The 25,642-nt window shown below is 73.7% G+C and carries 24 protein-coding genes; 20 read left to right on the top strand and 4 right to left on the bottom strand.

Features of this window, described 5'->3' with window-relative positions; all coding sequences use genetic code 11:
- Positions 1–4: 4 nt before the first annotated feature.
- The gene (locus ABD296_RS19895; protein ID WP_344268904.1) at positions 5–283 is read left to right on the top strand and encodes a hypothetical protein; all 279 of its coding nucleotides are present in this window, start codon (positions 5–7) and stop codon (positions 281–283) included.
- A gap of 181 nt (positions 284–464) precedes the next feature.
- On the opposite strand, the gene ABD296_RS19890 is transcribed toward ABD296_RS19895, so the two are convergent.
- The gene (locus tag ABD296_RS19890) at positions 465–1,367 is read right to left on the bottom strand and encodes a LysR family transcriptional regulator (protein ID WP_344268900.1); all 903 of its coding nucleotides are present in this window, start codon (positions 1,365–1,367) and stop codon (positions 465–467) included.
- A gap of 74 nt (positions 1,368–1,441) precedes the next feature.
- Between ABD296_RS19890 and ABD296_RS19885 the strand changes: the two genes are divergently transcribed.
- A complete protein-coding gene (locus tag ABD296_RS19885; protein WP_344268897.1) occupies positions 1,442–2,389 on the top strand; it encodes an EamA family transporter in 948 nt (315 codons plus the stop codon).
- Here ABD296_RS19885 and ABD296_RS19880 read toward each other — a convergent pair.
- The gene (locus ABD296_RS19880) at positions 2,277–2,921 is read right to left on the bottom strand and encodes a GNAT family N-acetyltransferase (RefSeq protein ID WP_344268894.1); all 645 of its coding nucleotides are present in this window, start codon (positions 2,919–2,921) and stop codon (positions 2,277–2,279) included. The genes ABD296_RS19885 and ABD296_RS19880 overlap by 113 nt on opposite strands.
- Before the next feature lie 85 nt (positions 2,922–3,006).
- A complete protein-coding gene (locus tag ABD296_RS19875; RefSeq protein WP_344268891.1) occupies positions 3,007–3,741 on the bottom strand; it encodes a helix-turn-helix domain-containing protein in 735 nt (244 codons plus the stop codon).
- Between the two features lie 225 nt (positions 3,742–3,966).
- Between ABD296_RS19875 and ABD296_RS19870 the strand changes: the two genes are divergently transcribed.
- From ABD296_RS19870 to ABD296_RS19785, 18 genes are all read left to right on the top strand, one after another.
- The gene (locus ABD296_RS19870) at positions 3,967–4,629 is read left to right on the top strand and encodes a DUF4097 family beta strand repeat-containing protein (protein WP_344268888.1); all 663 of its coding nucleotides are present in this window, start codon (positions 3,967–3,969) and stop codon (positions 4,627–4,629) included.
- Between the two features lie 34 nt (positions 4,630–4,663).
- The gene (locus tag ABD296_RS19865; RefSeq protein ID WP_344268886.1) at positions 4,664–5,647 is read left to right on the top strand and encodes an ATP-binding cassette domain-containing protein; all 984 of its coding nucleotides are present in this window, start codon (positions 4,664–4,666) and stop codon (positions 5,645–5,647) included.
- Positions 5,644–6,429: an ABC transporter permease gene (locus ABD296_RS19860; RefSeq protein WP_344268884.1), complete on the top strand. Its 786-nt coding sequence runs from the start codon at positions 5,644–5,646 to the stop codon at positions 6,427–6,429. The genes ABD296_RS19865 and ABD296_RS19860 overlap by 4 nt, the downstream gene beginning before the upstream one ends.
- A gap of 137 nt (positions 6,430–6,566) precedes the next feature.
- Positions 6,567–7,985 (top strand): MFS transporter, encoded by a 1,419-nt coding sequence (locus ABD296_RS19855; RefSeq protein WP_344268883.1) that lies wholly within the window; start codon positions 6,567–6,569, stop codon positions 7,983–7,985.
- 25 nt (positions 7,986–8,010) lie between these two features.
- A complete protein-coding gene (locus ABD296_RS19850; RefSeq protein WP_344268881.1) occupies positions 8,011–8,580 on the top strand; it encodes a GNAT family N-acetyltransferase in 570 nt (189 codons plus the stop codon).
- A gap of 125 nt (positions 8,581–8,705) precedes the next feature.
- Positions 8,706–11,537: a Na+/H+ antiporter subunit A gene (locus ABD296_RS19845; RefSeq protein ID WP_344268880.1), complete on the top strand. Its 2,832-nt coding sequence runs from the start codon at positions 8,706–8,708 to the stop codon at positions 11,535–11,537.
- Positions 11,534–12,067, top strand: a complete 534-nt coding sequence (locus tag ABD296_RS19840; RefSeq protein WP_344268878.1) for a Na(+)/H(+) antiporter subunit C — start codon at positions 11,534–11,536, stop codon at positions 12,065–12,067. Before ABD296_RS19845 ends, ABD296_RS19840 begins: the two co-directional genes overlap by 4 nt.
- Positions 12,064–13,581, top strand: coding sequence for a Na+/H+ antiporter subunit D (locus tag ABD296_RS19835; RefSeq protein ID WP_344268876.1), 1,518 nt, complete (start codon positions 12,064–12,066; stop codon positions 13,579–13,581). Before ABD296_RS19840 ends, ABD296_RS19835 begins: the two co-directional genes overlap by 4 nt.
- A complete protein-coding gene (locus tag ABD296_RS19830; RefSeq protein WP_344268875.1) occupies positions 13,578–14,135 on the top strand; it encodes a Na+/H+ antiporter subunit E in 558 nt (185 codons plus the stop codon). The genes ABD296_RS19835 and ABD296_RS19830 overlap by 4 nt, the downstream gene beginning before the upstream one ends.
- Positions 14,136–14,148: 13 nt before the next feature.
- Positions 14,149–14,442 carry a monovalent cation/H+ antiporter complex subunit F gene (locus tag ABD296_RS19825; RefSeq protein ID WP_344268874.1) on the top strand — a complete coding sequence of 98 codons (294 nt, stop codon included), beginning with the start codon at positions 14,149–14,151 and terminating at the stop codon, positions 14,440–14,442.
- The gene (gene mnhG / locus ABD296_RS19820) at positions 14,439–14,795 is read left to right on the top strand and encodes a monovalent cation/H(+) antiporter subunit G (RefSeq protein WP_344268872.1); all 357 of its coding nucleotides are present in this window, start codon (positions 14,439–14,441) and stop codon (positions 14,793–14,795) included. The genes ABD296_RS19825 and mnhG overlap by 4 nt, the downstream gene beginning before the upstream one ends.
- Before the next feature lie 464 nt (positions 14,796–15,259).
- Positions 15,260–16,147, top strand: a complete 888-nt coding sequence (locus ABD296_RS19815; RefSeq protein ID WP_344268869.1) for a ThiF family adenylyltransferase — start codon at positions 15,260–15,262, stop codon at positions 16,145–16,147.
- Positions 16,144–17,082: an aspartate/ornithine carbamoyltransferase family protein gene (locus ABD296_RS19810; protein WP_344268866.1), complete on the top strand. Its 939-nt coding sequence runs from the start codon at positions 16,144–16,146 to the stop codon at positions 17,080–17,082. Before ABD296_RS19815 ends, ABD296_RS19810 begins: the two co-directional genes overlap by 4 nt.
- Before the next feature lie 75 nt (positions 17,083–17,157).
- Complete coding sequence (locus tag ABD296_RS19805; RefSeq protein WP_344268862.1) at positions 17,158–18,570, top strand: MFS transporter; 1,413 nt, start codon at positions 17,158–17,160, stop codon at positions 18,568–18,570.
- Positions 18,571–18,650: 80 nt separating this feature from the next.
- Positions 18,651–19,871 (top strand): pyridoxal phosphate-dependent aminotransferase, encoded by a 1,221-nt coding sequence (locus ABD296_RS19800; RefSeq protein ID WP_344268859.1) that lies wholly within the window; start codon positions 18,651–18,653, stop codon positions 19,869–19,871.
- 44 nt (positions 19,872–19,915) lie between these two features.
- Positions 19,916–20,965 (top strand): glutamine-hydrolyzing carbamoyl-phosphate synthase small subunit, encoded by a 1,050-nt coding sequence (gene carA, locus ABD296_RS19795; RefSeq protein WP_344268856.1) that lies wholly within the window; start codon positions 19,916–19,918, stop codon positions 20,963–20,965.
- Positions 20,965–24,150 carry a carbamoyl-phosphate synthase large subunit gene (carB, locus tag ABD296_RS19790; RefSeq protein ID WP_344268853.1) on the top strand — a complete coding sequence of 1,062 codons (3,186 nt, stop codon included), beginning with the start codon at positions 20,965–20,967 and terminating at the stop codon, positions 24,148–24,150. The genes carA and carB overlap by 1 nt, the downstream gene beginning before the upstream one ends.
- Positions 24,147–24,902 carry a maleylpyruvate isomerase N-terminal domain-containing protein gene (locus tag ABD296_RS19785; protein WP_344268850.1) on the top strand — a complete coding sequence of 252 codons (756 nt, stop codon included), beginning with the start codon at positions 24,147–24,149 and terminating at the stop codon, positions 24,900–24,902. The genes carB and ABD296_RS19785 overlap by 4 nt, the downstream gene beginning before the upstream one ends.
- On the opposite strand, the gene ABD296_RS19780 is transcribed toward ABD296_RS19785, so the two are convergent.
- On the bottom strand, positions 24,896–25,582 hold the full coding sequence (locus ABD296_RS19780) for a TetR/AcrR family transcriptional regulator (protein WP_344268847.1): 687 nt from the start codon (positions 25,580–25,582) through the stop codon (positions 24,896–24,898). The two genes, ABD296_RS19785 and ABD296_RS19780, sit on opposite strands and share 7 nt — an antisense overlap.
- Positions 25,583–25,642: the final 60 nt, after the last annotated feature.

The raw sequence follows: 25,642 nt of genomic DNA, 5'->3' as shown, positions 1-25,642 counted from the left end.
CAGCGTGCCGGGCGGGGACGCCCCTGGGGTGCTGAACCGGCTGCTGGATCGGCGGCTGTTGCACCGGCTGCTGTTGCACCGGTGCCCGGCCGTGCGCCTGGACCGGCACCTGGACGGGCTGGTGGACGCGCTCCTGCGCGGGCGGCCGCTGCGGGGCCGGCGGCTGGTGCGGGGCCGGCCGTGCGCTCCTCCACCACCTCACCGGCGAACCCCGGCGTCCGCCGCCGGCAGTTGCGCGCCGCGGGTCACCCGGCGTTTCGTCACAGCAGCCTTCTCCACCTGAATTCGGCACCGGACATCGCGGCAGCGGCGACGCGGGCGCTTCGACCGCGGCCCGCCGCCCACTGCCGGAAAGAGCACAGGTAAGACTGGCACACGGAGAGTCAACGATCAACGCATACGGCCCGACATGACCTCCATGTTCCCCAAACGCGCACATGGGTCTTTTGTCGCCGTCCCGCGGATCACCGATCGGCGGCGGCGCGCCGGAGCGCCCCAAGGCCCCGCGCGATCGGCGGCTGCCGCTCGCTGCCGCGCCGGACGCAGGCGACGAGGCGCCGCTTCGGGACCACGTCCCCGCGCAGCGGGACCCGGACGGCCTCGTCCTCCGGCGGCAGCGGCGCTAGCCGGGGCACGAGCGCGACGCCGAAGCCGTGCGCGACCAGCGACGACACCGCGAACCACTCGTTCGCCTCGTGCGCGACGCGCGGGGCGAACCCGGCGGCGGCGCAGGCGGCGAGAAGCAACTGGTGCTGGTCGCGCCGGGCGGGATACCCGATCCACGCCTCCCCCGCCGCGTCGGCGAGCCGGGCCGCCGCGCGCCGCGCGAGGGGGTGCCCGGCCGGCACCAGCAGGTCCTGCGGCTCGTCCAGCAGGGTCGTCCGGGTGAACCGCGCGTCGTCCGGCCCGGGGACCTCCTCGCTCGGGATCACCACGGCGATGTCGGCGCGGTGCGACAGGAGCAGGTGCGCGGCGTCCTCGCTCTCCTGCTCGGACATGTGGACGGCCAGCCCGGGGTGCTCGGCGCGCAACCGCGCCGCCGCGGGCGCGACGAGCACCGCCAGCGCGCTGGACACGCTGCAGAACCGCACCTGGCCGGACGTCCCGGACCGGTGCTCGGCGAGGTCGGCGCGGGCCCGCTCCCACTGCGCGGACAGGACGTCGGCGTGCCGCAGCACGGTGCGCGCCGCCGGGGTGAGCCGCACCCGGCGCCCCTGCGCCTCCAGGAGTTCGACACCGAGGTCGCGCGCGAGCTGCTTGAGCTGCTGCGACACCGTGGACGGCGTCAGGTGCAGCGCCTCGGCGGCGGCGGTCACGGTGCCGCGCTCGCGCAGCACGCGCAGGGTCTGCAACCGATGGTCGATCATTCGGCCATTCAACATGGTTCCGCGCGGAAACTTTCGATTGACCCGCACGATCGCGGTGATCAAAGACTGGCCGTATGACCTGCGAAACCGAGCGCCGTCCCGTCCCCGCCCCGCTGCTCGTCCTGGGCAGCGTGGTCTCGATCCAGGCCGGTCAGGCCTGCGGGAAGGGGATGTTCGCGATCGCCGGCACCGCGGGGGTGGTCGTCCTGCGGCTGGGGTTCGCGGCGGCCGTCCTGCTCCTGCTGCGGCGCCCGCCGTTCCCGCGCGGCTCGCTCGGGCTGACCATCGCCCTGGGCGCGGCGATCGCCGGGATGCACCTCATCTACCCGGCCATGCAGCGGCTGCCGGTGGGCGTCGCGTCGGCGTTCCAGTTCCTCGGTCCGCTCACGCTCGCGCTGGTCAAGGCACGGCGGCCGGTGGACCTGCTGTGGGCGGCGCTCGCCGGGACCGGGGTCTTCCTGATGGACGGCCCGGGCGGCGCGCCAGTCTCGGCGTCCGGCATCGCCCTGGCGGTCGGGTCGGGCGCGTGCATGGCGGCCTACCTCGTCCTCAACAAGCGCGCCGGCGCGGAACCGGGGTCACCGCTGGCCTGGGGAGTGGCCGTCGCGGCGCTGATCGTCCTGCCTCTCGCCCCGTCCGCCGGCGGCACGCTCGCGCATCCCGGCGTCCTCGCCGCGGGACTCGGCCTCGCCGTGCTGTCGGCCGTCCTGCCGTGGTCGCTCGACCAGGCCGCGCTGCGCCGGATGCCCGAGCGCACGGTCGCCGTCATGGTCAGCCTCGAACCCGCCGCCGGCGCGGTCGCCGGCCTCGTCCTGCTCGGCGAGCACCTCGCCTGGACGCAGTGGCTCGCGATCGCCTGCGTCTCCGCCGCTTCCGCCGGCGCCGCCGGCGCCGCCCGGAGCCGGAGCGTCAGGGGCGCGGATCCAGGCGCATGCCGAAGAACTTCGTCTGCGGACCGTCGTCCAGAAGCTGGAAGCCCATGTGGGCGTAGAAGCCCAGGGCGTTCGTGTTGCGGGCGTTGACACCGAGGTGGACGCCGGGCACTCCGCGGTCGCGGAGGGCCTCGGTGACGGTCGTGATCAGTCGCCGCCCGTTTCCGCCGCCCTGCGCCTCGGGCAGCAGGTCCACGTGGAGGTGGGCGGGGTAGCGGCCGGTGAGGTCCGGCGAGGTGCGGGGCGGGTCGTCGACGTAGGCGCGCAGCCACGCGTCGGGACTGCCGGGCTCGGCGGGACGGTCCGCCACCCGTGCGCGCACGGGCGGCCACCAGGTGCGGTCGAGTTCGCGTTCGAAGGACACGGTGTCGGCGACGGCGAGGACGTAGCCGACCGGCGGCGATCCCGCCGGGGCGAGGACCCAGGCGAGGTCGGGCGAGCGGGCAAGGTAGGGCCCGACGAAGACGTCACCGAGCAGCCGGGGGTCGGCCACCAGGCCGGTCGCGTCCCGGCCGAGGGCCGCGGTCCGCAGGCAGATGTCGTAGATCCGGCGGACCTCGTCCGGGTCGCCGGCGCGGGCCGGGCGGACGGGCAGCGGTGCGGTGCGGGGACCGGCGGTCATCGGGGGCCTCCCGGGAGCGGAGCGGGCGACGCCCGGCCGACCTCCCCCACCGGCCGGGCCCTCCCGACCCTAACACCAAAACCGATCAATGATCGCTTTTCGAAGTCGCTTCGGTCCTGGTGTGGAGGACTTCGCGTGCCTGCTCGGCGGAGCGGGTCAGGCTCTCACTGACGTAGTCGAGGAAGCGGGCGGCGGCCTCCAGACGGGCGGCGGCGGGAGTGCCGGGGCCGAGGACGGTGACGCCCTGCCGTGCGGCCTCGGTGACCTGGACGAGGGCCTGAGCGCTGGCGATCAGCGACTGGTACCAGACGTCGTCGTCGACGACGTAGCGCTCGCGGCGGTTCTCACCGCGTTCCCGGCGGACGAGGCCCTGCTCCTCCAGGAACGTGATCGCCTTGGAGACCGACGCCGGGCTGACCTGGAGGTGCCGCGCGAGTTCCGACGCGGTGAGGCTGCCGGAGTCGGTGGTGTAGAGGCAGGCCATCACCCGGGCCATCATCTTCGGCGTGCCCGAGGCCATGAAGACGGTGGTGAACGTCTCCTCGAACTCGCGCACGGCCTCGGGGTCGCGCCCGTCGACCTGCGGAACCGCCTCCGCCCCCCGGGGCGCGGCCTGCCTGCGCCGGTGGGCGCGGCGTTCGGTGGCGCGGTGGGCCAGGTCGGCGCGGTAGCCGGTGGGGCCGCCGTTGCGCATCACCTCGCGGGTGATCGTGGAGGTGGGACGGTCGAGCCGCCGGGCGATCTCGGCGTAGGCGAGGCCGTCGGCCAGCCCCAGCGCGATCTGCTGGCGGTCCTGCTGGGTGAGCCTGCCTCCGGGCATCGCGATCTCCTTCTTGTTCCTCTGGCGCCTCCAGCTTAGCGTTCACTCTCCATCCAATGCAACGAGCACGGTCGTCGACGTTGCATTACCTTCAGAACCGTTGCAATGATTTTCTAGTATCCACCTGCGGAGATGCACTTAAAGTGCAACGAACTAGTTGCCGAACCCTTGAATGCAACGTAGCTTTTGCGTTGTCGGAAACAGCAGCCCGCAAGGAGAAACACGATGAACACCTTCCAGACCCCCGCCCCCATCACCGCCGCCTTCGACGTCCCCGCCGGCCGGATCCAGGTCATCGCCGCCGACCGCACCGACACCGTGGTCGAGGTCCGGCCCGCCAACGCCGGCAAGGGCCGCGACACCAAGGCCGCCGAGCAGGCCACCGTCGAGTTCACCGACGGTGTCCTGCACGTCCGGGCCGCGACCGGCCACCAGCACCTCGGCGGGTCCGGGGCCATCGAGGTCACCGTCCAACTCCCCGCCGGCTCCGGCGTCCAGGCCAACGCCTCCGCCACCGAGTTCCGCGCCGTCGGACGCCTCGGCGACGTCGCCTTCGACGGCGCCTACCACCACATCAAGATCGACGAAGCCACCGGCGTGCAGCTCACCGCCACCGACGGCGACATCGAAGTCGGCCACCTCACCGGCCCCGCGGACATCAGCACCGCACGCGGCGACATCCGCATCAACCACACCACCGGCGGCACCGTCGTGCTGCGCACCCAGTCCGGCGACATCACCGTCGCCGCCGCCCCCGGCGTCTCAGCCTCCCTGGACGCCGGCACCGCCCACGGCCGCATCACCAACACCCTCAAGAACAACGGCACCACCGACCTGACCATCAACGCCACCACCACCAACGGCGACATCACCGCCCGCAGCCTCTAACCCGCCACACACCCCGCCTCCGAGGAGCGCCCCCATGACGAACCTGGCCATCCAAGCGACCGGGCTGCGCAAGTCCTACCGCGACAAGACCGGCGAGAAGGTCGTGCTCGACGGCATCGACCTGGCCGTCCCCGAAGGAACGATCTTCTCCCTGCTCGGCCCCAACGGCGCCGGCAAGACCACCACCGTCCAGATCCTGTCCACCCTGATCGCCGCCGACGGCGGCGAGGTCCAGGTCGCCGGACACGACCTGAACCGCCGGCCGGACGAGGTGCGCGGCGCGATCGGCGTCACCGGCCAGTACTCGGCGGTCGACAAGCTGCTCACCGGCGAGGAGAACCTGCTCCTGATGGCCGACCTGAAGCACATGCCCAAGGGGGAGGGCAGGCGCAAGGCGAAGGAACTGCTCGAGCGGTTCGACCTCGTGGAGGCGGCCGGCAAGCCCGCCTCCACCTACTCCGGCGGCATGCAGCGCCGCCTGGACCTGGCGATGACCCTGGTCGGCGACCCGCGCCTGATCTTCCTGGACGAGCCCACCACCGGCCTGGACCCGCGCAGCCGCCGCGCCATGTGGCAGATCGTCCGGGAACTCGTCGCCGGCGGCGTCACCATCTTCCTCACCACCCAGTACCTGGAGGAAGCCGACCATCTCGCCGACCGGATCGCCGTCCTGGACCACGGGCGCCTGATCGCCGAGGGCACCGCCGACGAGCTCAAGCGGCTCATCCCCGGCGGCCACGTCTCGCTGCGGTTCACCGACGACGACGCGCTCAACGGCGCGCTGGGCGCACTCGGCCGCGGCTTCATCGACCCCGCCGACGACGACCGCCTCACCCTCCAGGTCCCCTCCGACGGCGGCGTCGCCTCACTCCGCGAGCTGCTCACGATCCTGGACGCCGCCGGCATCGAACCGGCCGACCTCAGCGTCCACACCCCCGACCTCGACGACGTCTTCCTCACCCTCACCGGCCAGAACACCGACCAGCAGGACGCCCAGAAGCAGGAGGCCACCCGATGAGCACCCTCACCCTCGCCATGCGCGACTCGGCCACGATGACCCGCCGCCAGCTCAAGCGCCTGCTCCGCTACCCCTCCATGACGGTCCAGCTGATCATCACGCCCGTCATCCTGCTGCTGCTGTTCGTCTACGTCCTCGGCGGCACCCTGGGCAACGGCCTGGGCAACGGCTCCGGCGGGGGCCGCGACGCCTACATCAACTACATCGTCCCCGGCATCCTGCTCATGGCCGCCGCCACCGCCGCCACCGGAACCGCCGTCATGGTCGCCACCGACATGACCGAAGGCATCGTCGCCCGCTTCCGCACCATGCGGATCTCCCGGGCCTCGGTCCTGACCGGCCACGTCGTCGGCAGCGTCATCCAGCAGCTGCTCGGCATGGCCGTCGTCATCGCCATCGCGCTGGCGATCGGCTTCCGCCCCAACGCCACCGCACTCGAGTGGCTCGCCGCCGCCGGCCTGCTCACCCTGTTCATCATCGCCGTCACCTGGCTCGCGGTCGCCCTCGGCCTGCGGTCCCCGACCCCCGAGTCCGCCAGCAACGCGCCGATGCCCCTGATCCTGCTGCCGTTTCTGGGCAGCGGCTTCGTCCCCACCGACTCGATGCCCACCGCCATCCGCTGGTTCGCCGACTACCAGCCCTTCACCCCGATCATGGAAACCGTCCGCGGCCTCCTGCTCGGCACCCACATCGGCAACGACGCCGCCATCGCCACCGCCTGGTGCGCCGGCATCGCCGTCCTGTCCTACCTGTGGGCCAAGCGCACCTACAACAAAGCCTGACCACCCCGACCCACCCGTCAGGGCCGCCAGACCACCAGGTCTGACGGCCCTGAACCTTTTCCGCCTGTTTGATCAGGGGGCGGCGGGCAGTTATCCGCGAATGGGACGCATCGGGAACGGACGCCGGGTGAGCGCCGGTGACCTCTGAGCGGATGACGGCGGCGCGCGGCGGGCAACGGGCCGGAGGGCATCGCAAGGCGCTGACGGCGCTCGTGCTGGCGGACGTCGCGTTCGCCTACCAGCAGACCGCCGTCGTGCCGGTGATCCCGGTGATCGAGAAGGAGATCGGCGTCCCGCAGGCGTGGGGCGCCTGGCTGCTCAGCGGGTACCTGCTGGTCGCGACGGTCGCGGCCCCCGTCCTCGGACGGCTCGCCGACCGGCGCGGGCGGCGCGCCATGCTGCTGGTCGGGCTCGGGTTCTTCCTCGCCGGGTCGATCGCGGCGGCCGCCGCGCCGTCGCCGGTCGTGCTGATCGCGGCGCGGGCGGTGCAGGGCATCGGCGGCGCGGTGTTCCCGCTGTCGCTGTCGATCGTCCGCGAGGAGTTCCCCGGCGACCGGGTCGGGTCCGCCACCGGGGTGCTGACCGGCGCGTTCGGCATCGGGACGGCGCTGGGCTTCGCGACGGCGGGCGCGCTGACCGAGGCGGTGTCGTGGCATCTGGTGTTCGCGGTCGGCGCGGCGGTCGTGGCGCTGGCGCTGCCCCTGGTGGTGCGGTGGGTGCCGTCCAGGCCCGGCCCGTCGCGCGGGGCGCTGGACGTGCCGGGCGCGCTGCTGCTCAGCGCGGTCCTGGCGCTGATCCTGGTCGGCCTGACGCTGCTGCCGCAGTCGAAGGGGGCGACCTGGGCGGTGCCGGCCGGGCTGATCGCGGCGGGGCTGGCGGCGGGCGCGTTCTGGTTCCGCCGCGAGGGACGGGTGGCCGAGCCGCTGATCGACCTGCGGACGCTCCGGTCGCCGGCGCAGGTGTGGACGAACGGGGTCACGGTCGCGATCGGCTACGCCCTGTTCGGGACGTTCTACCTGGTGCCGCAGTTCGTCGGGAACGGCACCGAGGGCTTCGGCGCGGGCACCGCGACGGTGGGGCTCTACCTGCTGCCGCTGGCGATCGGGCAGATCCTCGGCGGGCCGGCCGCGAAGCGGCTGCAGAAGGGCGGGACGCCGCGCCGTCCGCTGGCGGCGGGGATGGCGTTGCTCGCCGCGGGGACGGCGGCGTGCGGTGCGATCGGCGGGTCGTCGCGCCCGGCGTTCCTGGCGGCGGCGTTCGTGATCGGCTGCGGCGCCGGCCTCACGATCAGCGCCAGCGGCACGCTGGTCAACGTCAAGGCGGACAAGGAGCACGCCGGCGTCTCGACGTCGGTGAACAGCACCGTCCGGCGGATCGGCGGCAGCGTCGGCGGCCAGGCCAGCGCCGCGATCATCATCCTGGTCGGCACGGGGCGCGCCGGATGGTCGGCGGCGTTCGGCCTGGCCGCACTGTTCGCGCTGGTCGGCGTCCCGTTCGCGGCCCGCGTCCCGCTGGGCGGCGGCCCGGTGACCGATCCGCACGACGGTCACTACTGACGGCCGGCGGCGGCAAGATGGCGTCATGACCTCCCCTCGCTTCGGCGCCCACATCACGATCAGCGGACTCGGCCTGACACTGCGCGAGTGGACCGACGACGACCTTCCGGCCATGGCGGAGCTGTTCGACGACCCGGACGTCGCGCGGTTCACCCCGCTGCGCTCCCCGTTCGACCTGGAGGCCGCCCGCGCCTATCTCGACGCGGCCCGGCAGGCGCGCGCCGAGGACCGGAAGATCCAGCTGGCGATCACCAGCGACGGGCGCGCGCCCCAGGGCGAGATCCTCCTCTTCCGCTGCGTCCCGGACGATCCCGCCCACCGGTTCGGCGGACCGGCCGCCGAACTGGGGTACGCCATCGGCCTGCGGCACCGCCGCCAGGGCCTGGCGTCCCGGGCCGTCCGGCTCGCCGCCGAACACGCCCGCGAGACGCTCGGCTTCAGCACCGTGGTGCTGCGGATCGATCCCGACAACACCGGAAGCGAACGGGTCGCGAAGGCGAGCGGCTTCGAGTTGACGGAGCTGGCTCCGCTGAGCCGGGGGGCCGTCCGGGACAGGCTGCGGACCTGGCGGCACGTCCCCGGAGACGCCGGGTAAAGCAATCGTGTGGGCGGGGCGGGGCGCGTGGCCGCGCACGTGCTCGGCACTAGGGTGACGGTTCAGCACGATGCGGTCACTGTGAGTGATCAACCGTCCGCCTTTCCGATCCTGCCGAGGCCCCCTTGCTGCTGTTGCTCGCCGCGTACTGCGCGGCCGCGGCGGCGGCGCCGGTACTCGTGCGGGTCTTCGGGCGCACCGCGTTCGCGCCGCTGGCGGCGGTGCTCGCCGCGGCGGCCGGGTGGGCGGCCTGGCCGTGGCTGGACGGCGGCGCCCCGCGCACCCAGTCGTGGTCGTGGATCCCCGGGCTCGGCCTGCACCTGTACATGCGCTCCGACCCGCTGACCTGGATGATGATGGTCATCGTCGGCGGCGTCGGGGCGCTGATCGTGCTGTACTGCGGCCGCTACTTCGGCGGGTCGGAGCCGAAGCTGCCCGCGTTCGCCGGCGAGCTGGTCGGGTTCGCCGCCGCGATGCTGGGCCTGATCATGTCGGACGACCTCGTCCTGCTCTACGTGTTCTGGGAGCTGACGACGGTCCTGTCGTACCTGCTGATCGGGTACGACGCGGAGCGCGGCATCGCGCGGCGGGCCGCGACGCAGGCGATCGTGATCACCACGTTCGGCGGGCTGGCGATGCTGGTCGGGCTCGTCCTGCTGGGGCAGGCGGCGGGCACCCACCGGCTGTCGGCGATCGTCGCGGCGCCACCCGGCGGGGGCGCGGTCACGGCGGCGGTGGTGCTGATCCTGGTGGGGGCGCTGTCGAAGTCGGCGCTCGTCCCGTTCGGGCTCTGGCTGCCGGGGGCGATGGCGGCGCCGACGCCGGTCAGCGCGTTCCTGCACGCCGCCGCGATGGTGAAGGCGGGCGTGTTCCTGGTGGCGCGGCTGGCGCCGGCGTTCGCCGGCACGGCCGGGTGGCGGCCGATCGTGCTGAGCTGCGGCGTCGCGACGATGCTGCTGGCCGGATGGCGGGCGCTGCGCGAGCACGACCTGAAGCTGTTGCTCGCCTACGGGACGGTCAGCCAGCTCGGGTTCATGGTCGTGCTGCTCGGGACCGGGAACCGGGTCGCGGCGCTGGCGGGCTTCACGGTGCTGCTGGCGCACGCGCTGTTCAAGTCGGCGCTGTTCCTGGCGGTCGGGGTCGTCGACCATTCCACCGGCACGCGCGACCTGCGGAAACTGTCGGGTCTCGGACGCAGCACGCCGGTGCTGTACGGGGCGGCGATCGCGGCGGCGGCGTCGATGGCGGGCGTTCCCGCGACGCTCGGGTTCGCCGGCAAGGAGGCCGCCTACGAGGCGTTCCTCGGCGGCGACGCCGCGCTCGTTGCGCTGGTCGCGGTGGGGTCGGCGCTGACCGCCGGCTACAGCCTGCGGTTCCTGTGGGGCGCGTTCGCGCGCAAGGAGGGCGTCGAGCCGCGCGAGGTGCACCGCCCCGGGGTGCTGCTGCTCGCGCCGGTGGTGCTGCTCGCGGCGGCGGGCGTGGTCGTGGGGCTGCTCGCCGCCAAGCTGGACGCGCCGATCGGACGGGAGGCCGCGCCCTACCCCGTCAAAGGCCACGGCACCTACCACCTGTCGGCATGGCACGGATTCGGGCTTCCGCTGCTGCTCACCGCGGTGTCGCTCGCCCTGGGCGCGGGGCTGTTCGCGGCGGGACGGCTCATCGCGCGCGTCCCGCGGCTGTTCGAGCCGGAGGACGTCTACCTGCGCCTCATGCACGGGCTCAACACGTTCGCGTTGCAGCTCACCGGGACCGTGCAGCGCGGGTCGCTGCCCGACTACCTGCTGATCATCCTGCTGGCCGCCGTCGGGCTCGCCGGCGGTTCCGTGCTGTGGGGGCTGCCGTGGCCGGACCCGCTCGGCGGCCGCGTCTGGGACAGTCCCGCACAGGGACTGGTGGCGCTGCTGACCGTGGCCGCGGCTGCTGCGGCGATCCGGGCCCGCGACCGGGGCAAGACGGTGGTGCTGTCCGGCGCGTCCGGGTTCGGGGTCTCGACGCTGTTCGTCCTGCAAGGCGCGCCCGACCTGGCGCTGACGCAGTTCCTCGTCGAGACCGCGAGCCTGATCGTCTTCGTGCTGGTGCTGCGGCGGCTGCCCGCCCGGTTCTCGACCCGGTCCCCGGCGCAGCGCGGCGTCCACCTGGCGGTCGGGGCGCTGGCCGGGCTGACCGCGGCCGTCGTCACGCTGCTCGCGGCCCGGTCCCGCAACGCCGCGCCGATCTCCGGGGCCTACCCGCACGCCGCCAAGGAGGCCGGCGGGAGCAACATCGTCGCGACCGTGCTGGTGGACCTGCGCGCCTGGGACACCCTCGGCGAGAGCGTGGTGATCGTGCTCGCCGCCCTCGGCGTGGCCAGCATGGTGTTCGCGCGGCGGCCGGTGTCGGCGCCGCCCGCCCCCGACGAGGACTCCGAGGTGTGGGCCGTCCGGGAGGTCACCGCGCTGGACGCCGACACCGAACCGGACCGCTGGCTCGCCGCCGGCTCCACGCTCGCCGCCGAGCGGCGCTCCATCGTGTTCGAGGTCGTCGCCCGGACGATCTTCCACACCGTCCTGCTGTACTCGCTGTTCCTGCTGTTCACCGCGCATTCCGCGCCGGGCGGCGGGTTCTCGGGCGGCATCGTCGCGGGGCTCGCCCTCGCCGTCCGCTACCTGGCCGGCGGCCCGTTCGAGGTGTGGGAGGCGGCGCCGGTGTCGGCGGGCGCGCTGCTCGGCGCGGGCGTCGTCGTCACGGCGGGAACGGCGCTCGGCGGGCTGGCCTGGGGCGGTGCCGTGCTGCAGAGCGCCTCGGTGGACGCGCACCTGCCGCTGCTCGGCCACGTCCACTTCGTCACGTCGCTGCTGTTCGAGATCGGCGTCTACCTGATCGTCGTCGGGCTGGTGCTGACCGTGCTGAACGTGCTCGGCGCCGAGATCGACCGGCAGACCGGGGCGGACCTGGCCGGCGGCGGGGCGCCCGGATGACCCCGTCGCTGGTGCTGGCCGCGACCGGCGGGACGCTCGTCGCCGCCGGGGTCGTGCTGCTGCTGGAGCGCAGCCTGTCCCGGCTGGTCGTCGGCGTGCTCGTGCTGAGCAACGGGGTCAACCTGCTGATCCTGACCGGCGGCGGCCCGGCCGGCCGCGCGCCGATCCTCGCCGCGCACGAGCCGGAGGAGCGGCCCGGCCGGCCGCTCAGCGACCCGCTGCCGCAGGCGATGATCCTCACCGCGATCGTCATCTCGCTCGCGTCGGCCGCGTTCGTGCTGGCCATCGCCTACCGCAGCGGCCGGCTGAGCGGCGACGACGAGGTCCGCGACGACATCGAGGACATGCGGGTGCGCCGCGAGAGCGAGGACGACGTGCGGCTCCGCACCGAGCGCGAGCGGCGCGCCGTCGCCGACCCGTCCGAGCTGGGCGCCCGCGAGGAGCCCGACAGCGACTTCCCCGGCGGCGTCCCCCGCGACGGGCGTCATGGACGGCCCGGACGGCCCCGGCGGGACGGACAGGGCCGGTGAACGCGCTGATCCCGCTGCCGGTGCTGCTGCCCGTGCTGGCCGCCGGCATCAAGATCATCATCGGCCCGCGGCACGCGCTGCTGAAACGCGCGATCAGCGTGGTCGCCCTGGGCGCCGTGCTCGGCATCGCCGTCGTCCTGCTGGTCCGGGCCGACCGGGACGGCCCGCAGGCCGTCCAGCTCGGCGGCTGGCCCGCCCCGGTCGGCATCACGCTGGTCGCCGACCGGCTGTCGGCGCTGATGCTGGTCGTGTCGTCGGCCGTCATCCTGTGCGTGCTGGTCTACGCGTTCGGCCAGGACGGCGCCGACCGCGACCGGGACACGCCGCTGTCGGTGTTCCACCCGACGTACCTGCTGCTCGCCGCCGGCGTCTGCGACGCGTTCCTCGCCGGCGACCTGTTCAACCTGTTCGTCGGCTTCGAGATGATGCTGATGGCCAGCTACGTGCTGGTGACGCTCGCCGGCACCATGGCCCGCGTCCGCGCCGGCACAACCTACATCGTCGTGGCGCTGCTGTCGTCGATGCTGTTCCTCGTCGCGATCGCCGTGCTGTACGCCGCGACGGGCACCGTCAACATGGCGCAGCTGTCCTTGCGGATCGCCGAGCTGCCCGCCCCCGTCTCCCGGATCGGCGAGGCGGCGCTGCTGACGGCGTTCGCCGCGAAGGCCGCGGTGTTCCCGCTGTCGATGTGGCTGCCGGACTCCTACCCGAGCGCGCCGACCCCCGTCACCGCCGTGTTCGCCGGCCTGCTCACCAAGATCGGCGTGTACGGGGTCATCCGCACCGAGACCGTGCTGTTCCCGGGCGGCCACCTGCACACGGTGCTGCTGGTGGCGGCGCTGCTCAGCATGCTCGTCGGGGTGCTGGGCGCGATGGTGCAGATCGACGTCCGACGGCTGCTGTCGTTCACGCTGGTCAGCCACATCGGCTACATGATCTTCGGGGTGGGGCTGGACTCGGCCGCCGGGCTCGCCGCGACCGTGTTCTACGTCCTGCACCACATCACCATCCAGACCACGCTGTTCCTCGTCGCCGGGCTGATCGACCGGCGCGGCGGCGGGACGTCCCTCGCCCGGCTCGGCGGGCTCGCGCGCACCGCGCCGCTCGTCGGCGTGCTGTTCTTCGTCCCGGCGATGAACCTCGGCGGGATCCCGCCGCTGTCGGGGTTCCTCGGCAAGCTCGGGCTGCTGCGCGCCGGGCTCGCGCAGGGCGGTCCGCTGGTGGACGCGCTCGTCGCGGGCGCCGTCGTCACCAGCCTGCTCACCCTGTACGCGCTGGTGAAGGTGTGGAACCAGGCGTTCTGGGGCGCCCCGCCGGACGACCTCCCGGGCGACCCGCCGGCCGCGCGGCTGCCGGTCGCGATGGTCGCCGGGAGCGCGGCGCTGGTCGTGCTCAGCCTCGCCTACACCGCCGGCGGCGGGCCGCTGTACGGGCTCTGCCAGCGGGCCGCCGCCGAACTGCTGGACCCGCAGGCCTACGTGCGGGCCGTGTTCCCTTCCGGAGGCGCCTCATGAGGGACTTCACCATCCGGGTCGGACGCCGCCGCGCGATCCGGCCGTCCGCCGTCGTCTGGCTGACCGTGGTGTGGATGCTGCTGTGGGACCGGCCGTCCGTGGCGAACATGCTGTCGGGGCTGGTCCTGTCGGTGGTGCTGCCGCTGGTGTTCCCGCTCCCGCCGGTCGGTCACCACCTGCGGCTGCGGCCCGCCGGGCTCGCCGTGTTCGGGCTGCTCGCCGCCGTCGACCTGCTGCACAGCGCGGGCCCGCTGGCCTGGCAGGCGGCCGGCGGGCGCGGCCGGGCCCGGCGGAACTCGGTGATCGGGGTGCCGCTGCGGACCCGCTCCGACCTGATCCTCGCCATCATGGCGATCTCGCTGTCGGCGACGCCGGGCAGGCTGGTGCTGGACGTCCGGCGCTCCGACGCGACGCTGTTCCTGCACGTCCTCGGCGCCGCCGACGACGCGGCGGTGGACAAGGCCCGGCGGGACGTCCTGGCGCTCGAACGCCGGACCGTCCGGGCCTTCGGCACCCGCGACGACCTGCGCGCCCTCGCGGAGGCCGCGTCATGACGGGGGCAGGGGCATGACGGTCGTGCTGGACGTCGTGACGGTGGTGCTGTTCCTGGCCGCCGCGTGCTCGCTCGCCCGGATCGTGCGGGGTCCGTCGATGCTCGACCGCGCCATGGCCCTGGACGTGCTGCTCGCCGTGATCATGGCGGGGCTCGGCACGGCCGCGGTCGCGGACGGCGACACCTGGGTGCTGCCGACGCTGCTGGCCCTGTCCCTGGTCGCCTTCGTGGGCTCGGTGGCGGTCGCCCGGTTCCTCACCCAGCACGTCCCCCTCCCGGACGAGCCGGACCAGGGGGCGGACGCGTGACCGCGGCGTTCACGGCGGCGTTCCTGCTGCTCGGCGCGGGCGCCTCGCTCAGCGCGGGGCTCGGCCTGCTGCGGCTGCCCGACCTGTTCACCCGCATGCACGCGGCGACGAAGTCGCAGGCCGTCGGGCTGCTGCTGGTGCTGGTGGGGGTCGGCATCCGGTTCCCGACCATCGAGGTCATCACCTCGCTGGTGCTGGTGGCGCTGCTGCAGATCATCACCGTCCCGGTCGCGGCGCACCTGGTCGGGCGCGCCGCCTACCGCACCGGCCGCGTCGACCGCGACCTGCTGCACGTCGACGAGCTGGAACGCGCCCTCGAATCGTCCGGCGACGACCCGCCGGGAACGGGCTGACGGGCCCGCCGGGCCTTCTTCGAAGAAACCGGAGCCCTCGGCCGCCTCGCCGCCGCCGACCATTCACGAAATGGTCATCTGATTCCGCTATCGCGACCACCCAGAGCGAAAAGCGAATGTGCTGCTCACGGCGGAATGGCGATCATTGTTCGGCCTGCCGAAAGAAGACATCCGAATACGGCCGAATTTGGCCCGACCGAAACCGCGCACGCGTTCGGCGGGGCACCGCGAGGCCCGTAGCGGCCGCCCCTCCCGCCGCGCGATAGGAGATCGTTCCAGGCGCCGGGACGCGGTGTGACACAGAAAATATTTAGCCGGTCAAACTGCTGGTCAGGCGACGCCCGAACCGTTTCGTTCCGTGCCCGCCGGGACGCGCCGGTGTTTGGCTCCGATCGCTCCGGCGAAACACCGCCGTGGATGTCCCACCCCCCATTCCCCGACCAGTGAAGGGAGCGTCCACGGGCATGGGCAAGAACACCGGACGCAGGATCCAGCACGCCGGCGAGTACGACGACGCCATCTACTGGGAGCGGGTCAAGCGGAACCTCGGCTGGCTCGGCGACACCGACGAGGAGGCGCGCGAGCGGCAACGCACGCTGCGCGACGCGACGGTCGGCGTCGCGGGCGCGGGCGGCATCGGCGGCTCGATGGTCGAACGCCTTGCGCGGCTCGGCGTGCTGCACCTCAAGGTCGCCGACCTCGACACCTTCGAGTACTCCAACATCAACCGCCAGCTCGGCGCGGGCGTCCGCACCGTGGGCCGCAACAAGGCCGAGGTGGTCGCGGAGTACGTGCACGACATGACCCCGGACGTCACGATCGACGTCTTCCCCGAGGGCATCACGCCCGAGTCGGCGCCCGAGTTCGTCCAGGGCTGCGACTACGTCCTCGACGAGATCGAACCCTACGAGTACCCGGCGCGGTACGCGCTGCACCGGGCGTTCCGCGACGCGCCGCAGGTGCGGTTCATGCTCACCGGCTACGTGTTCGGCAACCGGACCTTCCTCTGGAAGTGGACGCACGACTCGATGCCGATCGAGGAGTTCATCGGGCTGCCGGAGGACGCCGGGATGAACCCCGAGATCGCCGAGCACCTGATGGAGCGCCTCATCCCCGACAAGCCCGGCTACCCGGACGCGGCGATGCAGCGCCGCTGGCTGATCGACGAGCAGACCTGCCCGATCACCCCCGGCGCCCCGCCGATGTCGCAGGGCCTGATCCTGGAGCGGCTCATGCTCGGCATGACCGGGATCGAGGACCAGGCCGACAGCGCGCGGCTGCCCGCCGCGCCCGGCTACGCCATGGTCGACTCGCGCACCTGGACCGCCGCCATCGTCGAGGGGAAGGGATGAGCGGGTTCACCGGCCGGCACGTCCTGTCGCTCGCCCCGTTCGGCCGCGACGACCTGGAGACGCTGTTCGACGCCGCCGACCAGGCGGGCCGCGAGCTCGCCAAGGGCGAGGTGGAGCGGGACCTGCGCGGCAGGATCCTGATGTCGGCGTTCTTCGACAAGAGCACCCGCACCCGGCTCGCGCACGAGACCGCGATGCTGCGGCTCGGCGGGGGCGTCTCCGGGTTCGCCGACGCGGAGGTCACCCGCGCGTCCGGCAGCACGCAGGAGTCGTCCGCGGACGTGTTCCGGATGCTCGCACTGTACGGCGACGTCATCGTCACGCGGCATCCGGTCACCGGCGAGCCCGCGCGGGCGGCCGAGTCCGTCGACGGCGCGCTGATCATCAACGCGGGCGACGGCACCGGCGAGCACCCGACGCAGGCGCTCACCGACCTGTACACGATGCGGCAGCGGTTCGGCCGCATCGACGGGCTGCGCGTCGTGGTGGTCAACGACCTGCGGATGCGCTGCGTGAAGTCGCTGCTGCGCGGGCTGGCCAAGTACGACTGCGAGGTCGTCGGCGTGGCCGCGCCCGGCATGGACCTGGACCCGCTCGCCCGCGCGGAGTTCGAGGGCGCCGGCCGGACGATCCGGTTCCACGACGACCTCATCGGCGTGCTGCCGGAGGCGGACGTCGTGTACTCCTCCCCGACCGTCGCGGCCGAGCTGGACGCCGCGGACCGCGCGCGGCCGCCGGCGGGCGAGCTGCCCCTCACCGGCGACCTGCTGGCGGCGGTGGCGCCGCCGGAGCTGGCCGTCCTGCATCCCCTGCCCCGCAAGGGGGAACTGGCGACGGACGTGGACGGCACCCGGCACAACGCCTACTTCCAGCAGGCGGCCAACGGCGTCACCCTCCGGATGGCGCTGCTCAGGCTGATGCTGGGCAGTGGCTGAGACGCGGGTAGGCCGATGAGAGAGACCCGGTACGACGGGCGGCGGACGAGGGAGAGGGAAGGGGTGGCCGGATCGATGACCGGCGGTGACGAGACGGGCGGCGGGTTCGCGTGGCGGCCGCTGATCGCGGTCTGCTTCGGCTGGTTCATGGTGATCGTGGACGCCACGATCGTCAACGTGGCGCTGCCCCGGCTCGGCAAGGAGTTCGGCGCCTCGGTGTCCGGGCTGCAGTGGGTCGTCGACGGCTACACGGTGGTGTTCGCGGGGCTGCTGCTGTCGTCGGGCTGGCTCGGTGACCGGCTCGGCGGCAAGCGGGTGTTCCAGGCGGGCCTCGCGCTGTTCATCGTGGCGTCCGCGGCCTGCGGCTTCGCGCCGAGCCTGGCGTTCCTCGTCGGCGCGCGGGTGGTGCAGGGCGTGGGCGCGGCGCTGCTGGTGCCCTCGTCGCTGGCGCTGCTGCAGGGCAGCTACGGCGACCGGCGCACCCGCGCCCGCGCCATCGGCATCTGGGCGATGGTCGGCGGGTTCGCGTCCGGCTCGGGGCCGCTGCTCGGCGGGCTGCTCGCCGACGGCCTCGGCTGGCGCTGGATCTTCTTCGTCAACGTCCCCGTCGGCCTGGTGGGGATGCTGCTGACCGCGCGCTGGGTGCACACCGGCCGGCACGGGCGCGAGGGCGGGCGGCTGGACGTGCCGGGCCAGCTGACCAGCGCCGTCGCGCTGCTGGCGATCACCGCGTCGATGGTGCGGGCGGGCCGCTCCGGCTGGCTCGACCCGCTGGTCCTCGGCGGGTTCGCGCTGTTCGCCGTCGCGGCCGCGCTGTTCGTGGCGACCGAGGCGCGGGTGCGGGCGCCGATGCTGCCGCTGTCGCTGTTCCGCAGCCGCGAGCTGTCGGCGGCGACCGCGGTCGGCGGGCTGATGAACCTCGGGTTCTACGGCCAGCTGTTCGTGCTGACCCTGTACTTCCAGCAGATCCGCGACTACTCGCCGCTGATGACGGGGCTGGCGCTGCTGCCGCAGACCGGCGTCATCGCGTTCGGCTCCTGGCTCGGCGGGCGGGTGACCGCGCGCGGCGGCCCGCGGCTGCCGATGATCGTCGGGATGGCGACCGGCGCCGCCGGGTTCCTCGCCCTCACCGTCACCACCCGGACCGTCCCGTACGCCGAGCTGGTGGTGCCGATGATGGCGACCGGGTTCGGGATCTCCTTCACCATGCCCGCGGCGACCGCCGCCGTGGTGGAGGGCGCCCCGCCCGAGCGCACCGGCATCGCGTCCGGGACGCTCAACGCCGCCCGGCAGGTCGGCGGCGCCATCGGCATCGCGCTGCTCGGCGCGTTCGTCGCGGGCGGCACGGCCGATTTCGTCCCGGGCCTGCGCGTCGCGGTGGTCGTCGCCGGGGCCGCGTACGCGCTCGGCGCGCTGCTGGCGCTGTCGGTGCCGCGCCCCCGGCGCGAGGCCGCCGAGGAGACGGAGATGGCCGGGGCGCGCCGCTGACCGGCCCGCCCGGCCGACCCGGCCCGCCTGGCCTCGATCCACGAGTTCGTCCCCCAGCCTCACCAGGAAGGAAGGATCCGGTGCGGACGCTGCGCTCTGCCCGCATGTCCGACGTCACCTACGAGATACGGGGCCCGCTGCTGCGGCTGGCCCAGCAACTGGAACGCGACGGCGAGAAGGTCGTCAAGCTGAACATCGGGGACCCGGCCGCGTTCGGCGTCCCGGTCCCGCCGGAGGTGGTCGACGCGGCGCGCGCCGGCGTCGCCGACTCGACCGGCTACGGCGACGCGCAGGGCCTGCTCCCCGCGCGGGAGGCGATCGCGGCGGACTACGCGCGCAAGGGCCTGTCCGGCGTCACCCCGGCGGACGTCTTCCTCGGCAACGGCGTGTCGGAGCTGGTGTCGATGGCGCTGCAGGCCCTGCTCGACCCGGGCGACCAGGTGCTCGTCCCCGCGCCGGACTACCCGCTGTGGACGGCGGCGACGACGCTGGCGGGAGGCGAGCCCGTGCACTACCTGTGCGACGAGGGCGCGGGCTGGCAGCCGGACCTGGCCGACCTCAGCGCCAAGATCACCGACCGGACCCGGGCCGTGGTGATCATCAATCCGAACAACCCGACCGGCGCGGTGTGGCCGCGCGAGGCGCTGGAGCGCATCACCACCCTCGCGGGCGCGCACGGCCTGGTCGTCATGGCCGACGAGATCTACGACGAGATCCTCTACGACGGCGTCGTCCATGTGCCCGCCGCCACCCTCGCGCCCGACCTGCCCTGCCTCACCTTCGGCGGGCTGTCGAAGCGCTACCGGGTGCCGGGGTTCCGGTGCGGCTGGATGGCGATCTCCGGCCCGCGCACGCTGACCGCCGACTACGCCGAGGCGCTGGAGACGCTGGCGTGCCTGCGGCTGTGCCCGAACGTGGTGGCGCAGCACGCGGTGCCCGCCGCGCTGCGCGACACCGCGAGCATCCGCGCGCTCACCGCGCCCGGCGGCCGGCTGGCCGAGCAGCGCGACCGGTGCTGGGAGCTGCTGACCGCGATCCCCGGCGTGAGCTGCGTGAAGCCGCAGGGCTCCTTCTACGCCTTCCCCCGGCTGGACCCGCGCGTCCACCCGCTGGCCGACGACGGGCGGTTCGCCCTGGACCTGCTCCGCGAGGAGAAGGTGCTGATCGTCCAGGGCAGCGGGCTCGGCTGGCCGCGGCACGACCACTTCCGCATCGTGACGCTGCCGCCCGTCGGCGACCTCGGCGAGGCGGCCGCGCGGATCGCCCGCTTCCTGGAGCGGCGGCCGGCGCTCACCTCCTGACCCCCTTTCATCCCCATCCCCCGACCGACCAGAGGAGGACGCCCATGGACGGGCTACTGGTGCTCGCCGACGGCGAGACGTTCGAGGGCCGCGTGGACTCCCCCGCCACGGCCACCGGCGAGGTGGTCTTCAACACCGTCCACAGCGGCTACCAGGAAGTGATCACCGATCCGTCCTACGCGGGGCAGATCGTCTGCTTCACCTACCCGCACATCGGCAACTACGGCGTGACGCCGGCCGACGACCAGAGCGGCCGGCCGCGCTGCCGCGGCGTGATCGCCCGCGAGGTCACCGAACGGCCGAGCAACCGCCGCGCCGCCGAGGCGGTGCGGCCCTGGCTGGCCCGGCACGGCGTCCCGGTGCTGACCGGCATCGACACCCGGCGCCTCACCCGCCACCTGCGCGAGGCGGGATCGCTCTGCGGCGCGTTCGGGCCCGCCGACGAGCACGACGCGCTGCAGGCGGCGGCGCGCGCCGAACCGGGCACCGAGGGCGCCGACCTGGTGTCGGACGTCACCACCCGCGAGCCCTACCGGGTCGGCGACGGCCCGATGCGCGTCGTCGCCTACGACCTCGGGATCAAGCAGGACATGCTGCGCCGGCTCGGCCGCATCGCGACCGTGGACGTGGTGCCCGCGGGGACGCCCGCCGCCGACGTCCTCGCCCGGCGCCCCGACGGGGTGTTCCTGTCCAACGGACCCGGCGACCCGGCCGCCGTGGACGTCGACGTCGCCGGGCTGCTCGGCCGGGTCCCGGTCTTCGGCGTCTGCCTCGGCCACCAGCTGCTCGCCCGCGCACTCGGCGCGCGGACCTACAAGCTGCCGTTCGGGCACCACGGCGGCAACCATCCCGTCCGCCGGGTCTCGACCGGGCAGGTCGAGGTGACCAGCCAGAACCACAACTACGCCGTCTCCGCGGACGGCGTCTCCGGCGCCCGCACCACCCACGTCAACCTCAACGACGGCGTCGTGGAGGGCCTGGAGTGCCGCGACGCGCGCGCCTTCTCCGTCCAGTACCACCCCGAGGCGGCCCCCGGCCCGCACGACGCCGGCTACCTGTTCGAGGAGTTCCGCACGATGATGGAGCACGCCTGATGCCTCTGCGCGACGACCTGAAGAGCGTCCTGGTGATCGGTTCCGGGCCGATCGTGATCGGCCAGGCCTGCGAGTTCGACTACTCCGGCGCGCAGGCGTGCCGGGCCCTGCGCGAGGCGGGCCTGCGCGTCGTGCTCGCCAACTCCAACCCGGCCACGATCATGACGGACCCGGACCTGGCCGACCGGACCTACGTCGAGCCGCTGACCGCCCCGTTCCTGGAGGCGATCATCGAGCGGGAGCGGCCGGACGCGCTGCTCGCCACGCTCGGCGGGCAGACCGCGCTGAACCTCGCCACCGAGCTGCACGAGTCCGGCGTCCTGGACCGGTACGGGGTCGAGGCGATCGGCGCGGGCGCCGAGGCGATCCGCACCGCCGAGACCCGCGAGCTGTTCAAGGACGCGATGACCGAGATCGGACTGGAGACCCCGGAGTCGGGCTTCGCGCACGGCGTGGACGAGGCGCTGGAGATCGCCGAGCGGATCGGCTACCCGGTGGTGGTCCGGCCGTCGTTCATCCTCGGCGGCGAGGGCACCGGCATCGCCCACGACCGCGACCGGCTCGCCCGGCTCGCCGACGACGGCATCGCCGCGAGCCCCGCCGGCGAGATCCTCATCGAGGAGTCGATCGCCGGGTGGAAGGAGTACGAGCTGGAGGTGATGCGGGACGCCGCCGACAACTGCGTGGTGGTCTGCTCGATCGAGAACGTCGACCCGGTCGGCGTCCACACCGGCGACTCGATCACCGTCGCGCCCGCTCAGACGCTGTCGGACGTGGAGTACCAGGTGATGCGCGACGCCGCGTTCGCCTGCATCCGCCGCATCGGCGTCGCGACGGGCGGCTCGAACATCCAGTTCGCGATCGACCCGGAGACCGGCCGGATGGTCGTCATCGAGATGAACCCGCGGGTGTCGCGCTCCAGCGCGCTGGCGTCCAAGGCGACCGGGTTCCCCATCGCCAAGATCGCGACGCTGCTGGCGGCCGGGCTGACGCTGGACGAGATCCGCAACGACATCACCCGCGAGACCCCCGCCGGGTTCGAGCCGGCGCTGGACTACGTCGTCACCAAGGTGCCGCGCTGGGACTTCGCGAAGGTCGAGGGCGTCGACGACACCCTCGACACGCGGATGCGCTCGATCGGCGAGGCGATGGCCATCGGCCGCACGTTCCCCGAATCGCTGCAGAAGTGCCTGCGATCCCTCGACGACGGCCGGCTCGGCCTCAACGCCGACCCCGGCGAGGCCCGCCACACCGGGCCCGACGCCGCCGCGCTGCTGGAGCGGGCGTCGCGTCCGGCGCCCGACCGGATCTTCTGGGTGGAGGCGGCGATCCGGTGCGGCGCGTCGGTCGAGGAGACGGCCCGCGCGACCGGGATCGACCCGTGGTTCCTCGACCGCATCGCGGAGATCACCGCCGAGCGCGCGCGCATCGCGTCCGGCGACCTGGACTGGCGGCGCGCCAAGCGGCTCGGCTTCGCCGACGCGCAGATCGCCCACCTGCTCGGCACCGACGACGACCGGGTCCGCGCGATGCGCGCCGACGCGGGCGTGCACGCCACGTTCAAGGCGGTCGACACCTGCGCGGCCGAGTTCGAGGCCTTCACCCCGTACCACTACTCGACCTGGGAGGACACCGACGAGGTCCGGCGCGGCGACCGTCCCCGCGTCGTGATCCTCGGCTCCGGGCCGAACCGGATCGGGCAGGGCGTCGAGTTCGACTACTGCTGCGTCCAGGCCGCCGGGGCGCTGCAGGACGCCGGGTTCGAGGCGGTGATGGTGAACTGCAACCCCGAGACGGTGTCCACCGACTACGACACCAGCGACCGGCTCTACTTCGAGCCGCTGACCGCCGAGGACGTCCGCAACGTCATCGAGGCCGAGGACCCCGCCGGCGTCGTCCTCACCTTCGGCGGACAGACGCCGCTGAAGCTCGCGCACCGGCTGCCGGAGCGCCTCGTCCTCGGCACCCCGCCCGACGCCCTCGACGTCACCGAGGACCGCGAGCGATGGAACGCCCTGTGCCGCGACCTCGGCATCGCGCAGCCGCCGGGCGGCACCGCGGCGACGGAGGACGAGGCGGTGCGGATCGCCGACCGGCTCGGATACCCGGTGCTGGTCCGCCCCAGCTACGTGCTGTCGGGACGCGCCATGCGGATCGTCGGCGACGCCGCCGAGCTGCGCGCGGCGCTGGCGGAGGTGCGCGCCGAGAGCGGCCTCGCCCAGGAGCGGCCCGTGCTAGTCGACCGCTTCCTCGCCGGAGCGACGGAGGTCGACGTCGACGCGGTGCGCGACGCGACGGGAGAGGTGCTCATCGGCGCGGTGATGGAGCACGTCGAACCCGCCGGGGTGCACTCGGGCGACAGCGCGTGCGTGATCCCGCCCATCGGCCTGCCGGCCGGCACCGTCGCCGCGATCGAGGAGCACACCCGGGCGCTCGCCGATGCGCTCGGCGTCGTCGGACCGCTGAACGTGCAGTTCGCGGTCGCGGACGGCCGCGTCCACGTGATCGAGGCCAACGCCCGCGCCAGCCGCACCGTCCCGTTCGCGTCCAAGACCACCGGCGTGCCGCTGGCCCGGGCGGCGGCGCGGGTGATGACCGGCGCCACCCTCGCCGGGCTGCGCGAGGAGGGCCTGCCGGAGCCGGCGGTGCGGCGCGTCTGCGTCAAGGAGGCGGTGCTGCCGTTCGACCGGCTGGCCGAGGCACGCGACGCGCTCGGCCCGGAGATGCGCTCGACCGGCGAGGTGATGGGCATCGCCGGCGACTTCGGCGCCGCCTACGCCAAGAGCCAGATCGCCGCGGGCGCGACGATGCCGTCCGGCGGGCGCGCATTCGTGTGCGTCCCCGAGCGGCTCGCCGGCGAGGCGCGGGAGGTCGCGGAGCGGTTCGCCGAGCTCGGCCTGAAGGTCGTCGCACCGCCCGCGACGGCGCGGGCGCTCGGCGGGCCGGTGGGCGAATGCGCGGGTTTCCCGCTGGAGGAGCCGGGCAGTGTCCAGCTCATGCTGGACGTTCCGCCTTCACCGTCCGCGCCCCTCGACGACGAACGGGTCCGCCGCCGCACCGCGGCGCGCAGGCAGAGGGTCCCCTACCTGACGACCCTCGCCGCGGCCCGCGCCTTCGCCACCGCGATGGCCTCCTGGGACGGCGGCGCGCCCGAGGTGTCCAGCCTGCAGGAGCAGCGGCCGTGAGCGAACGGCCGCGCGCGGCGGAGGCGATGCTCACCACCCTCCAGGACCTGCCGCCCAACGCGCTGACCTGGTGCGGCGGCTGGACCGTCCACCATGTCGGCGCGCACATCGCGGGCAACTACCTCGAGGCGCTGCGGCACATCGAGGCCTACGCCGAGGGCTCCCCGCTGACCTCGACCCGCTCGTTCGAGGAGCGCGAGCCGCCGCTCCGGGCGCTGCCCGAAGAGCGGCTGCTCGCCACCGTCGAGCAGGCCGAGGAGCGGATGCGCCGCGCCGCCGAGGCCGTCGTCGCCGACGACCCGGACGCCGAGCTTACCTGGACGGGGCGCCCCTTCCGGGTCGCCGACTTCCTCTCCCACATGCGCAACGAATGCGCCCTGCACCGCTGGGACCTGGTGGGCGACGACGACACCAGCGTCGCGCTGCTGTCGGACCCGGCGCTGCTGAAGCACTCGGTGACCGCGGTGGGCGCGGGCCCGCTGTGCGCCCGCGGCCTGCGCGCCGTGGACGAGTCCGGCCCGTTCTCGGCCCGGATGCGCACCGAGGGGCAGCCCGACCTGCTGGTCGAGGTCGCCGGCGGCGAGCCCGCACTGTCGCTGACCGACCCGTCCGGCGAGGCCACCGTCGCCGGCGACCAGGCGGCGCGGCTGCTCATGCTGTGGGGGCGCGTCCCGTCACCGCCGATGCGGCTGCGCCGCGTCGGGCCGCAGGACGACAGCGACCGGCTCCAGGCGCTCTTCGCCGGCTACTGACCCGCCGGGCCCGCCGCCGCGTGCCGGTTCCCGAGGGCGCCGGCGTCCCACAGGGTGCGGACGTTGCGCACGAGCGGCGGGCCGATGGCGCGCAGCGCGTCCAGGTCGTTCTCCGCGACCGCGTTCGTCACCAGCGTGCTGGTCGCCGCGACGATCATCCGGCAGGTGAAGCGGCCCTCCTCGTCCCGCGCGCCGAGCATGTCGGCGAGCATCTCGGTGATCGAGTTCTGCAGGTCCGCGCGCCGCCGGACGGCCTCCGCCCCGGCGGCGTACACCTCCACCAGGAACAGCCGCGTGTAGGGCAGCTCGATGGCGAGGGCCTCCAGGTAGGCGGTGAACGCCTGCTCGAAACGGTCCATCGGCCCGGCGCCGGAGCCCGGCGCGGGCACGCCGCCCTCGCCGCCGCCGATCATCTCCAGCAGATGCTGGAACAGCATGTCCCGCGCCACGTCGAAGGCGGCCATGAAGCAGTCGAGCTTGCCGTCGAACACCTGGTAGAAGCTCTGCCGCGACACCCCGGACCGCTGGAGCACGTCCGCGACCGACGTGGCGACGTACCCCTTCTCGGCCATCACCTCGGCCATCGCGGCGCACAGCCGCGACCGCTGGATGCGTTCCACTTCCTCGGGTGACAGCGCCGAGCGCCCCCTGGGCAACCGGCGCGGCGATGAGTCCGACACGCGTTCACCTTACGACCACACCGCCCTGACATGCCCGTACGCGCCTGTCAGAGCCCGCAT

The sequence above is a fragment of the Actinomadura napierensis genome (assembly GCF_039529375.1).
Classification (GTDB): domain Bacteria; phylum Actinomycetota; class Actinomycetes; order Streptosporangiales; family Streptosporangiaceae; genus Spirillospora; species Spirillospora napierensis.
The sequence above is the reverse complement of the archived record's forward strand: the minus strand, read 5'-3'. Positions and strand labels throughout refer to the sequence as shown.

Bases quoted from the DNA above. Each gene is read 5' to 3' on its own strand.
- ABD296_RS19885 (WP_344268897.1), top strand. From the start codon at position 1,442: ATGACCTGCGAAACCGAGCGCCGTCCCGTCCCCGCCCCGCTGCTCGTC.
- carB (WP_344268853.1), top strand. From the start codon at position 20,965: ATGCCTCTGCGCGACGACCTGAAGAGCGTCCTGGTGATCGGTTCCGGG.
- ABD296_RS19830 (WP_344268875.1), top strand. From the start codon at position 13,578: ATGAGGGACTTCACCATCCGGGTCGGACGCCGCCGCGCGATCCGGCCG.
- ABD296_RS19840 (WP_344268878.1), top strand. From the start codon at position 11,534: ATGACCCCGTCGCTGGTGCTGGCCGCGACCGGCGGGACGCTCGTCGCC.
- ABD296_RS19860 (WP_344268884.1), top strand. From the start codon at position 5,644: ATGAGCACCCTCACCCTCGCCATGCGCGACTCGGCCACGATGACCCGC.
- ABD296_RS19870 (WP_344268888.1), top strand. From the start codon at position 3,967: ATGAACACCTTCCAGACCCCCGCCCCCATCACCGCCGCCTTCGACGTC.
- carA (WP_344268856.1), top strand. From the start codon at position 19,916: ATGGACGGGCTACTGGTGCTCGCCGACGGCGAGACGTTCGAGGGCCGC.
- ABD296_RS19825 (WP_344268874.1), top strand. From the start codon at position 14,149: ATGACGGTCGTGCTGGACGTCGTGACGGTGGTGCTGTTCCTGGCCGCC.
- ABD296_RS19890 (WP_344268900.1), bottom strand. From the start codon at position 1,367: ATGATCGACCATCGGTTGCAGACCCTGCGCGTGCTGCGCGAGCGCGGC.
- ABD296_RS19875 (WP_344268891.1), bottom strand. From the start codon at position 3,741: ATGCCCGGAGGCAGGCTCACCCAGCAGGACCGCCAGCAGATCGCGCTG.
- ABD296_RS19805 (WP_344268862.1), top strand. From the start codon at position 17,158: ATGACCGGCGGTGACGAGACGGGCGGCGGGTTCGCGTGGCGGCCGCTG.
- ABD296_RS19880 (WP_344268894.1), bottom strand. From the start codon at position 2,921: ATGACCGCCGGTCCCCGCACCGCACCGCTGCCCGTCCGCCCGGCCCGC.
- ABD296_RS19865 (WP_344268886.1), top strand. From the start codon at position 4,664: ATGACGAACCTGGCCATCCAAGCGACCGGGCTGCGCAAGTCCTACCGC.
- ABD296_RS19850 (WP_344268881.1), top strand. From the start codon at position 8,011: ATGACCTCCCCTCGCTTCGGCGCCCACATCACGATCAGCGGACTCGGC.
- ABD296_RS19810 (WP_344268866.1), top strand. From the start codon at position 16,144: ATGAGCGGGTTCACCGGCCGGCACGTCCTGTCGCTCGCCCCGTTCGGC.
- ABD296_RS19815 (WP_344268869.1), top strand. From the start codon at position 15,260: ATGGGCAAGAACACCGGACGCAGGATCCAGCACGCCGGCGAGTACGAC.